The following is an 11,510-nucleotide window of genomic DNA, read 5'->3' on the forward strand; positions in this document are numbered from 1 at the left end:
TCTCTTTTGGCCATAGTTGATTCTCCTCCGACTTTTGTTGAATCAAGTTTATATGACCTTAACAAATCTGTCCAACTAAGTGTAACCTATTCAGAGTTCGTCTATGACTTTTATTGCTTCTTGTCGTTTCCTTTCTTTTTCCTCATAATATTTGGGAGTCCTGAAATAAACAGTTTTCTTAATAACGGTGATGATTTCTGAGTCAGCTTTTGCATTTGATATTGCATTCATAGCTTCTTCAAGTGAATCAAAATGGTGCAAGTCACAGTCGAGGTAAAGAGCGAGGTCAGAGTGAGGGATTTGAATAGCGGGTTTCGAGGTGTAAATGCTATTTGCAGAATTGATGGCAAACGTAGGTTGGATGTACCCATCTTTTACATGCTTTAGTAAAGATTCGAGGCGTTTTCTGAGGGAGATGTTTGCTTTATAATCAATGAAATTACCAAGAAGAAAATCATTTGGGAATTCTTCCCTTAAATCATTATCCTGAATTTCCCCATTTGCATAACGTGCATCCCTATACTTAACGATAAGGTATTCTTTGATATATCGAACTATGTTCTTTGTTTCCATAAAATCCTCGTCAACGGATAGACCAATTGATTCTAACTCAATTTTAACCCATTCACTTGCCCGCCATATATTTTCGAGATATTCATTCAACTTTAATTCCATGAGTTTAACATTTACATTTAATGGGATGCTGTTTAATCGTTGTAACAGTTTTTCCTGATTCATATTGTAAAAACTCTCCTTTGTTTTTATTTGTTTATAGAATAATTATAAGCAAATTACGGAAGAGAAAATACGGCAAAACGGTTGTATATGGTTTGAGTACAAGGAAGATCAAGAAACGCAAAAATGAATGAATGGAATCGCCTCAAATCCTTATCGCTCTAAGTGTCGGAGGAGTTTCAATTGCGGTACAAGTATTCACTATTAATATATATGTTGCAAATACTTTGAGTTCTTCCATCAATATCATAATGAGATTGCTTACTATCTTATATGTTAATTTGACATTGCAGATTCCATTAGTTGTCTTACAGACATTGCGTAATCCTCATTTCAAACTCCAAAGGATATATGTTATTAAACTAAAACCTTACTTTTAACGGACAACCTATACAGGTTGTGAAGAGCTACCAGACTATATTATCCAAATCCCCAGAGATCAAGTAAATTGGTTTGACAATTGTCAACAGTCCATTTGATATTGTTGATTTCCATACATTCGGCGAATAACCCATATCAATCCATAGATGTACAAGAACCTCATTGTCAAACAATGGTACAATTTAATATGTTGGATAAGATGCTTATTTGCTGTATCAGCCATCTTATTACCTTTAAAATGAAAGTAGTGAATCCCTATATGGAGTTAAATACATACATGGATAATGTTTTCCCTGAACTTACGCTAAAACCAAGTCTTTACTACCAATGTGAAATTGGAATTCATTTTGAACTTGCCAGGGGACTGTATCAATTTTTAGATGATGATAGTTATAACATGAACAGGTTTAATCGAGTTTATGAGCAGGCAACCACCATATTCGAAAGTTTATTTGCTGATGAAGATGATATATTTCTTGTAACGAATGTCTATCGGCATAAGTCGTCAAGAAATGGAACGCCTCGTTTAAAGCTGTATTCTCGTTACCTAAAGGATAAGAGTTTAAAATATAAACTGAAACAAGAAACGTTGCCATATGTGTTTGATGGCGAGGAGGAAGCGGATCAATTTCAAACGTTGCGATTTTCTTTGAAGTGCCGAAAGCAGGACATACGCTATTATTGGCTAATCAAGGCGATTTGCCATGAGGATTTTACGTTGAAACCAAAGTTTGGATCAAAAGATTGTGCTTACTACCCTGATGTTTTTTTTATCAATGCTACAAAGGATATCATCTTCTTTATTTACGATGATAGAGGCTGTGAAGTCGTTGCAAAGGATAAGGAAACCATACGCCCCTTATATGAAAAAACTATGATAGGATTGGAGAATATGACCGAGAAAGAGTGCGGTCGTTGTTTCAGTGAACGAGTATATTTAAAATTTAATGTTGGAGTGAGCTTATGATTCTACGTGAAGGAATTACAGGTTTTCATGATGCGAAAAGTGAACAGATACCAATAGTAGATCAAAAGCAGTTTAAGCAATTATGTTTTTCTGTATTATTTCGTATTGAAGGGACAGTTGTAGAAATCAAAGATCAATGTTGCCATGGAAACTTCATTGACGTAGAAGTTAGTTTGCAGGGTACGAAGCTCCACATTTTGCTTAACAAATATTATCCGATTGTTGCTTTTGCCTCCTATGTTGATTTTGATAACATAACGTTTATAGACGAACCTAAATTGTCAGAGGAGTTTTGTTCATCTTATCAAGTGCTAAGTTGTAGAGATTTGAATAAACCCGTTTCACTTAAATTAGGTGCTAAGACGTGTCTGTTAAATGAGAATGAATTGAATCAGGCAGAATTGAAACAAGTAGCTTACTGGAAACCAAGAACAATTGGTGAGATTGTTTTTAATCAATGGGATTAACGTCAAGTTATTTGGATAACTTTGTTTAAAATTAGGAGGGGTTTATGGTGAAAAAAACAGTAGGCGTTGAAATAAATGGGTGTGTTTTTGGAAATGACGGAAAAGATGTTGGACATGCAGAGTTTTGGAATGCCTTTATCGAGTTTGTTGAGGCAAGAGGGTGGTATTTTGGTGGTGGAACAGTACAAATCGATGAAGACGGGAACAAGATAGAGGATATTGATTAGATAGTTACAAAATTAATGTTGATTGAGTACAACTCCAATTGTTTGAAGATTCTTATTATCCCCCTTAATTTTTGGTTCTGTTTATTTTAGAGGTAATGTAACTAAAGGTGGAGTTTACTTAAATAGGAGGGGATATCCTATTATTGAATTGAAATTGTAAATGGATAAAAGTTGAAACGCTAATGCATCTTAAACGTATTAAAGTAAAGAGTATTATATTGAAGTAGGGTATCTTTTGAAGGTAATGGCTTTTGGTGGAGGCAAAAAAATGGCGAAATTAAAGTTTGATATTCTAATGATATTTCAAATAATTTTTGCAATCTTTGTTTTAATAATTAGTATTTACAGTTTAGCTACGGAAAACTTCAACTTGCAACCATTGATGTTAATACTTATGAGTGCAATGTTCATTGTAATAGGGTTGCGAGAATATAAAAGAACTCAGAGTTTATTGGGGGGTATCTTCTATTTGTGCGTATCGCTCTTCATTTTTTTGTTGCTGTTAAAGGTATTTTGATAAATTAATAGAAGCAATAATCTACTAACAAGCAGAATTGTTTAATAAGGATAATGGGCTATTATAGAAAAGTTGATTATGAAGGGGGTTAATTCATGGGGGTTCTAAAGAAAAACAAACGTAAATATTGGATTCTTTTCATAATAGTATTCTTTATTTCTGTGGGTGGTTCAATATATTATGTTTACTTTTATACACCTAAAAATTCACTTGAATTATACCAAGCGATTTCTTTTGCAGATGATTTTGAAGATGCACAAAAACTAACCTTAGAGGGTTACGAAGATAATTTTAAGAAAGAAGATTTTGATTATATAAAAAGGTTGGATACGACTGCGAGTAGTGTAAGGCAATTCACTTTGTTTGAATATGATGAAAAAACTTATGTAGTTATGACTTCACCAGGAACACCAAGATTAAAAGTTCTTGCAGTAGAAGAGTTGCCAAAAGATATAAGAAATTTCTTTATTGAATTGTTAGAGTAACGTATCAATTGTTCAATGAACGGAGAGCGTTAGTGAAAGAACTGTTGTAGTTGCAGTTCTTTGCTACCGTTGAAAGAAATCGTAAAAACACACCTTAAAAGACCTGCGGTAATATGTCAAGCAAAAAATAATTAGTTATTTGGTTATCAAGGGTCAAATATCTGAAAAAAGGCAGCACTAAACTAGACCAGTAAAATATTGGTATTTACTGGAAAGTGAAAAAGGGATTTAATAGCGCATATGCGTCATATATTTACGCTCCTTTTCGGCGTGTAAATTTGGTGATTGCGTAGTAGCGCATCGACCAAACGCACAAATTTTCTTGCGGTTAGAACGAGTGCCCTTTTGTGCTGATGTTTCGGTACTTCTTTGTATTTCTTCGCGTAGTATTCTTGATACTCGGGAATGTGCCTTCTTACTGAGTTGGCGGCTTCAACTAAGTAATATCTTAGGTATTGATTTCCGTTATGCGAAAGGGAAGTATCATCCGCAGTAAAACGTCCAGATTGATGTTTTCTCCAGTACAGACCTGCATATTTGGCTATTTTCGTTTCATCTTCAAAACGGTCAATTTGACCGATCTCAGCGATAATACCAGCTGTGAATACAGGTCCTATACCAGGGATGGATTGAAGAGTCTGGGTCTCTACTAAGCCAGCCATGATGCGTCCGATTGCCTTTTCAATCTCCTTTACTTGTTTTTGAAGTGTTCTAATCACTTCAATGGATGTACCAAGGAGAACGTCGATTGAATCTTCGACTACCTTATCTAAGCGATACGAAGAACGTACGGCCTTTTGGATGGATTTCGCTACACATTCTGCATCGTTGAAACGGCTTTTTCCTTTCTCTTGAAGGAAACCGGCCAAATCTTCTAATGGCATTTGTGCTAGTTCATCTAGGCTGAATTTTTCGGAGAACATTTCCATCATGGCGTTTCCGAAAACAGAGGAATCCACCTCTTGAGAAAAGGTATTACATTTAAAACTCAAGTGTTGTAAGAAATGTTGTTTCTCTTTAGTCACTTGATGGATGAGTTGGTAACGAGAACGAGTCAATTGTTGTAAGGCAATATACTGTTCTTCCTTTACCACGGACATGGAATTACGGCCGAAGCGAAGATAGTCAGCTATCACAAAAGCATCAATCTCATCTGTCTTATCCATATCCGAATAGCTTTTCTTAAAATTGGCAATCTGTTTAGGATTCATGACAAAAACCTTGGCGTCAAGGCCCTTTAGTGATTCATCATTATGCAAAAACATGGATGGATGAAAACTATAAACGGACGTAGATTCTAATCCAATTTTTAATGTTTGAACATCTTTGTCCATGGTGCAATCTAGAATACGATCCCGGAGTTGTGTGGCACCTGGAAGATCGTTAGAGACGGTAAAGGAAGTAAGCTTTTCTCCTTCATCGCCCAAAATACAAACTTTAATATCAAAAGAACTAATATCTAAACCAACAAATAATTTCATGGGTTGTCCCCTCCTTTCAAATTAGAATCATTGGTGTTTTTCTTGGATGCCCTGAGATATCTCTAGTGTGAACGCCGACCAGCAACCTCGTGTATCAGAACTTGCCCTGATTCGAAAGCCGCCCTAGAGCTACTATCATCTAGGTTCGAGATTCAGGGAGAACAGCCTGCGAGTAGGAAGCACCGCACGTACACTGAGAAACAGTCTTTAAATGTGGCTAAGCCCACAGGGGGAAAAAGAATTGTCCCAAATGATCCTAATCTCATTATCTAGAAATATCTCGGGACATCCAAGAGATTTGGATGAATTATTACAGGAAAATAGGAATTTATAGGCCCTTAAAAATGGGGCTTAAACATAATATACGAGGGGGGAGAATAGTGATACCAATTATTCTATCTATAATACTAATAATTGCCTTAGTTTTTTCCATTTCAACTGTGGTTCGAAAAAGAAAAAAGGCAGGTATCACAGGGATAAAAAGTGCCTTAACCTCAATTTGTTTTTATCTTATTGCTGTTACGAACCTATTAGCTTATTGGTTTGATTTTATGGGGTTAATGAGTTGGTCAATAACTGTTATTCTATTGATTTTAGGTTCTTTTTTCACAAAATATATGTCAATGTCTGAAAAGTGATTATCACACTATCGGCAGTGTTTATAGGGAAATAAGGGATTCTTATTTTGTTGTTGAGTAGGCTTGTTGCATATTATGTCATCAATAAGACTTAATGAGAATAACTGTAATAATGCTTAATTACTCAACTCTTTACCAGAAGGAGAGGGATAAAGTTTGAGTAATAAAAAGGCTTCTAAACTTTAAATATGGCGAGCAAAGTATGCGTCTTTAGCTGTTGCAATAGGTTGCTTATATAGTGTTGTTGTAAATTGGGGAGATAGTTGGTTTATGACAGCGTTATTATCAGCAGGGGTAATAATTTGTGGAACGTTTGCTTTCTTTGATTTAAAGCGTAATTTTAAAAAGAATATTTAAAGTTGGATCAAGTAACGGGGAGGAGTTTCTTTTGGTTAATCTTATAGAAAACATATATGAAGCATCCATAGCCGTCTTACTCTTATGCTCATTATTTTATGTTAGACAGTTAAGGAAAGCAAAAAGGGATAGGAAACTTTCACCATTTGAATTTGGAATGTATGTAATAACACAACTTGCAATTTTTCTATGGGTAGGCAGTTTTTTACTTCTAAGATATGGGGTTTAGATGCCAAATACTTGTGTTGATAACAGGGCTTGATGGCAGAGTTTAATAAGGTTTGAAAATTTATGGAGGTCTGGAATGTTTAAAAAAAGTCTTAGTTACCCCTTGGCATATTTTATAGTAGCAACTGTTTGGCAATTAATTTTAAAAAAAGAAATTAGTTGGATAGATAATATAGGGGTATGTTTTATAATATTCTTGTTTATTTTATCCTACAATTGGTCAAAAGTACCGTATGAGTGGAAAAGAGGGGGAAAAAGTTAATTTTTAACTAAAGGATAGAGATTGTAGAATAACGTAATCACAATAAAAAAGGGGTATAAAAGTGGATTTATTACTTTGGCTAACTGTTGGTTTCATTATAATTGGATTTGCTGTTCTCGTTTCCATGAAGAAAAATATGGAGAAAAAACTCGCATTTATAAAAGCAAATATAGAAAGTAATATTGAATATACAAAAGGTTCGGCTCGATCTATAGTTTGGTGGATAGCGGGAACTACGCTTTGGGGAGTAGTAAGTATCATTCTTGTTGTGTGGTGGTTTCATGAACACTTTGGCTAACTGTTGGTTCAAGAAATGTACTTAAATAAACGGACAGCATTAGTTGAATATATTCCTACCAACACGAAAGAGCATCGAACTCAGAGTACCAATGCTCTTTTATTGCTTTTATTAAATCATATCATCGAACAAATTATCTTCTTGCTGTTCAAAATAGGATAAAGAACGTTCGTACAATTCATCCTCAGACATTTTAAAAAGGGGAGAATCGAAAATATAGTTAGAATCCTCTTCCTCCATTGCTTCCAATAATTTTTCCAGGCTTTGCTCATACGCTTCCCAAGGGTATTCTTCAAACTCCTCCTCTGCCATTTTTTGCAGTTTATCTGGGTGCATATTCATAAGTGAATCTTTTCGCACATTAATAATTGAATTGGCTTTCTTCTCACCCAATGCCTTTTTTAAAGTCTCATTTGTAAAATCTTTTGCAGTTGTAATTTCAAATCTTTTCAGACGTTTAGCAGTTTTTTCAGCTTTTCTAAGGGTGTCTGTAACTGCTAATCTATAATCAACAGTTTCCGCCAAATAAGATTGAACACTTTTTCCAAAATTCGACTCAGCTTAGCTATGATAGTTTTATGATCATATGTTTTAGCTGGAGGGGATGAAAGGTGGAAAAATTACTATTGTATGTAGAAGTACATCAACTAAAAAAGCAGGGATTTAAAATTGCGGCTATTGCCAAAAAATTAGACATTTCTAGAAACACAGTTTATAAATATTTAAATATGGATTTAGAAGAAGCTTCAGATTGGATCACTTCACTTGGAAGTAGAAGGAAAAAGTTAGATCTTTATCATGACCAAATCTTAAGTTGGCTAAAAGAACACCCAGATCTTTCTTCCGCCCAAATTGAAGACTGGCTCAAGGAACGATATCCAACATTGGAAGTTTCGGGAGGTACAGTTCGTTCGTATGTAAGTGAAATGAGAGATATCCATCATATTCCTAAAGTCATTCGTGTTCGAACTCATGAAGCTGTAGAGGAATTGCCAATGGGGCAACAGGTTCAAGTAGATTGGGGGGAAATCACTGTGAAGGATTCTGAGAACAAGAATAAAAAGCTATACTTTATTACCTTCGTCCTCTCTCACTCTCGTTATAAGTATGTGGAATGGATGGATCGACCTTTTACTACAAGAGATACAATACGATGCCATGAAAAGGCCTTTCAATTTTTCGGGGGAATGCCAGAGGAAATTGTCTATGACCAAGATCACCTTATTACTGTAAGTGAAAATGCTGGTGATATTATTCTGACAAGTGAATTTCAAGCCTATAAACAAGAGCGCAGATTTAGAATCTACTTATGTAGGAAAGCAGATCCCCAAAGCAAGGGGAAAGTTGAAAATGTGGTGAAATTCGTGAAAAGGAACTTTGCGAAAAACAGAGTATTTGTCGATCTTGAGGCCTGGAATGAAAAATGCTTAGCGTGGTTGGAAAGGACGGGGAATCATAACGTACATCATACAACTAAAAAGAGACCGGTGGAAGTGTTCGCCCTCGAAAAGCAACACTTACAACCAGTCTCCCCTATGCTCTCTTCCAAGAGTCCTCTTGAATCTAGTATATCAAGGACCGTTCATAAGGACAACATTATAAAATATAAATCCAATCGTTATTCTCTTCCTCTTGGAACTTATCGTCCAAGGGGAGAGAACACGGTATATGTAGAAGTCCAGGAGGAAGAGCTCATCATAAGAAGGGAGCCACAAGGGGAAGTCTTAGCTAGACACAAACTATGTCATGGAAAGGGAGAATTGATAAAGAACCGACAACATACAAGGGATCGTTCCAAAGGAATTCAGGCGTATAAGGAAACCGTGATTCGCCAGTTTCAAGATCAAAAAAAGGCAGAGAAGTTTCTCCATGAAGTGGGATGCCGTTATCCAAGATATATACGGGATCAACTTCAGGTTATTCAACACGCTATCACCCATTTTCGATTAGAAATAGATAATGCCCTAGCTGTTTGTATTCAAGATCAGATGTGGAGCGCTAATGATCTCCGGGATATAGCACAACATCTCACCCGCTTAAAAGAAACAGAGACTCCGAATCCAGCCTCGATTCAAAAGTCCAAAAATATCAACCCCGCAATAAAAACCACCACAGTAACTAGGGAGATAGATGACTATATTAAAATATTAGGGGGCGTTTTATAATGACGGGAACCGTACATATCCTTCAGGAATATTTCCGACTACTTCGGATGACAGAAACGGCCAATGAACTACCAGTGTTACTTCGTAATGCGGAAAAGATGTCATGGACCTATCAAGAGTTCCTGCAGGAACTGCTCGTGTATGAATTAAAACGACGGGACGAAAAAAATGTGGAAAAGAGACTGAAATGGGCCAAGTTCCCTTATCATAAAACGCTGGATGAATTTTATATTGAAGAACAGCGATCGCTTAGTACTCGACAGATGAATCAATTGAAAGAGCTCAATTGGTTAGATCAACAATACAATCTCATATTATTAGGACCCCAAGGAGCAGGCAAAACTCATATTTCTATTGGTCTAGGAATAGAAGCCATTCATAAGGGTTATAAGGTTCTTTTTCAACGATGGGTGAACTTGTGCATCTTCTAAAGACAGAAGAGTATATAAGGAAATCTCAAATGCAGCTTAAGAGAATAAGAGACTCAGATTTAGTGATTATTGATGATTTAATGTACATGGCCATCGACCAACGTGAAGCAAATTTGTTCTTCCATCTAGTGAACCATTTATATGAGCGTAGTTCCATCATTTTGACCTCTAATAAGGGGCCTGAAGAATGGGGTGAATTGATGGGGGATCAAGGAATCACTATGGCCATACTGGACCGACTGCTTCACCGCGTGGAAGTGATTCAGCTAAACGACAATGACAGCTACAGATTGAAACATCGATCCACTATTTTTGAAAAAGAAAGTTCGCAAAATTAAAAGGTTAAAACACGATTTCCCTTCTCTCATTTAACCAGGGGGGGATTTAATAACAAAAGTGTTCAAAATTAATTAGCAAAAAGTGTTCAAAACTACTTGACGGTTACACAAACCAATGTTAGAAGTTTTTGGCCAATTTCAAGCACCTGAAAAAGTAACAGTTAATAAAGAAGAAGCGTTTGAAAAAATGAAAGAATTGTTTGAGCTTAAACCTTACTATGTATATGACTTTGAACAAAAACAATATGTTCTATGCGGAAAATTAGATTGTGATTACGGGGTGATAGCATCAATCGGTGAAGTTATAGCTTTAGATGATTTATAGTTTGATTGATTATGAAGGAGAGTTGAGCTTGTTTTCTTGGAGAATAACAAAAAATGATCCAGTAAATAGGGATGTTGATGGCAGTTATCTTAACCATGAAGAATGGACTTGTTTTTCAGAGGTTGGAACAAAGGTTAGTATGGAGGAGTATCAAATAACGGAGGAAAAGTACCTTAATGCCATCACTACATTTATGGATGAAATGGGTTTGAATAGAGTTTATGTAAATGCCTTGGAACAATGGTCTGACGAGGTTAGAAATCAAAATGATAATGAATTTTTATCAAAGATTTGGATAGGGAAAGCTGTGACTGTACAGGAAGTCCGAGAGTTAGCCAAATTGACATTGCGGAATGCTATTTGGTGTAAATTAGGCTTTAAGAAGCAATTCTTTGTTCACTTTGGATACGACTATTATATGTATATTGGGGCGAGGAAAGAATGTATGAAGTCAAATGATGCCGTTATAAAATCTGGTTTATTTATCGAAAGTTTTGACTCTCCTTATTTGTTGAAGTAACAAAACTTGAAAGAGGGAATATTCGTGATAAAAAGTATATGGAAAGAACATGACGAACATAAATTAAAGCCAATAACTAAAGAGACTGTCGCAATAGTAGAAAAGAAACTTAAAGTAAAATTGCCTGAAAGTTACATAAGCCTTTTAAAAGAGCAGAATGGCGGTTATATCATTTTTGACTCGTATCCCACTGATTTTCCGACATCTTGGGCTGATGATCACATTTATATAGACCATATAAGAGGGATAGGAGAAGAAGGTGGGATTCTGGAAAGTGACTATTTGATTAAAGAATGGGGATTACCGAAAGAAGTAGTTCTTATTTCAGGAGATGGACATACCTGGATTGCCTTTGATTATAGAAATACCAATAAAGAACCCCCTGTTATCCTTATTGAAAATGATGGAGAAGAGATTATAGAATTAGCTCCTAACTTTGAAACATTTCTGAATGGACTTACGAATTGGGAAGGCAGTGATTCTATTGAAATGTGTGAGACTGATGAAATACAAGAAAAGTATTTTAAAGGTGAAATATCTGATGAACAAATGAAGAGAATTATCTCAGAACAAACCAGGAATAGACGTACAAATGCTTCTTCGCTGTTTAAAGTGTCATAGTAGTGTCCATACTGAATTCTAAACTAATAGAATTCAGGTGATGGAATATGTTAATAGAAGTTCAGGA

15 protein-coding genes and 2 pseudogenes are annotated in these 11,510 nt (G+C 35.6%); 14 read left to right on the top strand and 3 right to left on the bottom strand.

From position 1 onward, the window contains the following. Positions 1–90: 90 nt before the first annotated feature. The gene (locus J2S13_RS15440) at positions 91–738 is read right to left on the bottom strand and encodes a hypothetical protein (RefSeq protein WP_307258736.1); all 648 of its coding nucleotides are present in this window, start codon (positions 736–738) and stop codon (positions 91–93) included. A 655-nt stretch (positions 739–1,393) separates the two neighbouring features. Here J2S13_RS15440 and J2S13_RS15445 point away from each other — a divergent pair. From J2S13_RS15445 to J2S13_RS15460, 5 genes are all read left to right on the top strand, one after another. Continuing rightward, complete coding sequence (locus J2S13_RS15445) at positions 1,394–2,083, top strand: DUF3885 domain-containing protein (RefSeq protein ID WP_307258737.1); 690 nt, start codon at positions 1,394–1,396, stop codon at positions 2,081–2,083. Further along, positions 2,080–2,550 carry a hypothetical protein gene (locus tag J2S13_RS15450; protein ID WP_307258738.1) on the top strand — a complete coding sequence of 157 codons (471 nt, stop codon included), beginning with the start codon at positions 2,080–2,082 and terminating at the stop codon, positions 2,548–2,550. Before J2S13_RS15445 ends, J2S13_RS15450 begins: the two co-directional genes overlap by 4 nt. 47 nt (positions 2,551–2,597) lie before the next feature. Further along, positions 2,598–2,777 (top strand): hypothetical protein, encoded by a 180-nt coding sequence (locus tag J2S13_RS15455; protein ID WP_307258739.1) that lies wholly within the window; start codon positions 2,598–2,600, stop codon positions 2,775–2,777. 394 nt (positions 2,778–3,171) lie between these two features. Then, positions 3,172–3,294, top strand: coding sequence for a DUF3953 domain-containing protein (locus J2S13_RS16955; protein ID WP_370874049.1), 123 nt, complete (start codon positions 3,172–3,174; stop codon positions 3,292–3,294). A 95-nt stretch (positions 3,295–3,389) separates the two neighbouring features. Beyond that, the gene (locus tag J2S13_RS15460) at positions 3,390–3,779 is read left to right on the top strand and encodes a hypothetical protein (protein WP_307258740.1); all 390 of its coding nucleotides are present in this window, start codon (positions 3,390–3,392) and stop codon (positions 3,777–3,779) included. A gap of 245 nt (positions 3,780–4,024) precedes the next feature. Here J2S13_RS15460 and J2S13_RS15465 read toward each other — a convergent pair whose 3' ends face one another. Beyond that, positions 4,025–5,260: an IS110 family RNA-guided transposase gene (locus J2S13_RS15465; RefSeq protein ID WP_307258741.1), complete on the bottom strand. Its 1,236-nt coding sequence runs from the start codon at positions 5,258–5,260 to the stop codon at positions 4,025–4,027. Between the two features lie 380 nt (positions 5,261–5,640). Here J2S13_RS15465 and J2S13_RS15470 point away from each other — a divergent pair, with 380 nt between their 5' ends. The 4 genes from J2S13_RS15470 (at position 5,641) to J2S13_RS15485 (ending at position 7,043) form a co-directional block, all read left to right on the top strand. Beyond that, positions 5,641–5,898, top strand: a complete 258-nt coding sequence (locus J2S13_RS15470; RefSeq protein WP_307258742.1) for a hypothetical protein — start codon at positions 5,641–5,643, stop codon at positions 5,896–5,898. Positions 5,899–6,286: 388 nt separating this feature from the next. Next, entirely contained in the window at positions 6,287–6,484 is a 198-nt protein-coding gene (locus J2S13_RS15475; RefSeq protein ID WP_307258744.1) for a hypothetical protein, read from the top strand. 75 nt (positions 6,485–6,559) lie between these two features. Next, a complete protein-coding gene (locus J2S13_RS15480; RefSeq protein WP_307258745.1) occupies positions 6,560–6,745 on the top strand; it encodes a hypothetical protein in 186 nt (61 codons plus the stop codon). A 61-nt stretch (positions 6,746–6,806) separates the two neighbouring features. After that, positions 6,807–7,043, top strand: a complete 237-nt coding sequence (locus J2S13_RS15485) for a hypothetical protein (RefSeq protein ID WP_307258746.1) — start codon at positions 6,807–6,809, stop codon at positions 7,041–7,043. A gap of 111 nt (positions 7,044–7,154) precedes the next feature. On the opposite strand, the gene J2S13_RS15490 is transcribed toward J2S13_RS15485, so the two are convergent. Beyond that, positions 7,155–7,568: a hypothetical protein gene (locus tag J2S13_RS15490; RefSeq protein ID WP_307258748.1), complete on the bottom strand. Its 414-nt coding sequence runs from the start codon at positions 7,566–7,568 to the stop codon at positions 7,155–7,157. Positions 7,569–7,654: 86 nt separating this feature from the next. On the opposite strand from J2S13_RS15490, the gene istA reads away from it, so the two are divergent. The 5 genes and pseudogenes from istA to J2S13_RS15515 all read left to right on the top strand — a co-directional run. Beyond that, positions 7,655–9,208 carry an IS21 family transposase gene (gene istA, locus J2S13_RS15495; protein ID WP_307258749.1) on the top strand — a complete coding sequence of 518 codons (1,554 nt, stop codon included), beginning with the start codon at positions 7,655–7,657 and terminating at the stop codon, positions 9,206–9,208. After that, positions 9,208–9,977, top strand: a pseudogene (gene istB, locus J2S13_RS15500) (IS21-like element helper ATPase IstB). Before istA ends, istB begins: the two are co-directional and overlap by 1 nt. Before the next feature lie 115 nt (positions 9,978–10,092). Then, complete coding sequence (locus J2S13_RS15505; RefSeq protein WP_307258750.1) at positions 10,093–10,302, top strand: hypothetical protein; 210 nt, start codon at positions 10,093–10,095, stop codon at positions 10,300–10,302. A gap of 28 nt (positions 10,303–10,330) precedes the next feature. Continuing rightward, entirely contained in the window at positions 10,331–10,822 is a 492-nt protein-coding gene (locus J2S13_RS15510; protein WP_307258751.1) for a hypothetical protein, read from the top strand. 24 nt (positions 10,823–10,846) lie between these two features. Then, positions 10,847–11,293: pseudogene (locus tag J2S13_RS15515) on the top strand (SMI1/KNR4 family protein); the annotation flags it as partial. Positions 11,294–11,510: the final 217 nt, after the last annotated feature.

This window comes from Oikeobacillus pervagus, from assembly GCF_030813365.1.
Classification (GTDB): domain Bacteria; phylum Bacillota; class Bacilli; order Bacillales; family DSM-23947; genus Oikeobacillus; species Oikeobacillus pervagus.

Excerpts from the sequence above, each read along its gene's own strand:
- J2S13_RS15440 (WP_307258736.1), bottom strand. The coding sequence starts at position 738 with ATGAATCAGGAAAAACTGTTACAACGATTAAACAGCATCCCATTAAAT.
- J2S13_RS15445 (WP_307258737.1), top strand. The coding sequence starts at position 1,394 with ATGGATAATGTTTTCCCTGAACTTACGCTAAAACCAAGTCTTTACTAC.
- J2S13_RS15450 (WP_307258738.1), top strand. The coding sequence starts at position 2,080 with ATGATTCTACGTGAAGGAATTACAGGTTTTCATGATGCGAAAAGTGAA.
- J2S13_RS16955 (WP_370874049.1), top strand. The coding sequence starts at position 3,172 with ATGAGTGCAATGTTCATTGTAATAGGGTTGCGAGAATATAAAAGAACT.
- J2S13_RS15460 (WP_307258740.1), top strand. The coding sequence starts at position 3,390 with ATGGGGGTTCTAAAGAAAAACAAACGTAAATATTGGATTCTTTTCATA.
- J2S13_RS15465 (WP_307258741.1), bottom strand. The coding sequence starts at position 5,260 with ATGAAATTATTTGTTGGTTTAGATATTAGTTCTTTTGATATTAAAGTT.
- J2S13_RS15480 (WP_307258745.1), top strand. The coding sequence starts at position 6,560 with ATGTTTAAAAAAAGTCTTAGTTACCCCTTGGCATATTTTATAGTAGCA.
- J2S13_RS15505 (WP_307258750.1), top strand. The coding sequence starts at position 10,093 with ATGTTAGAAGTTTTTGGCCAATTTCAAGCACCTGAAAAAGTAACAGTT.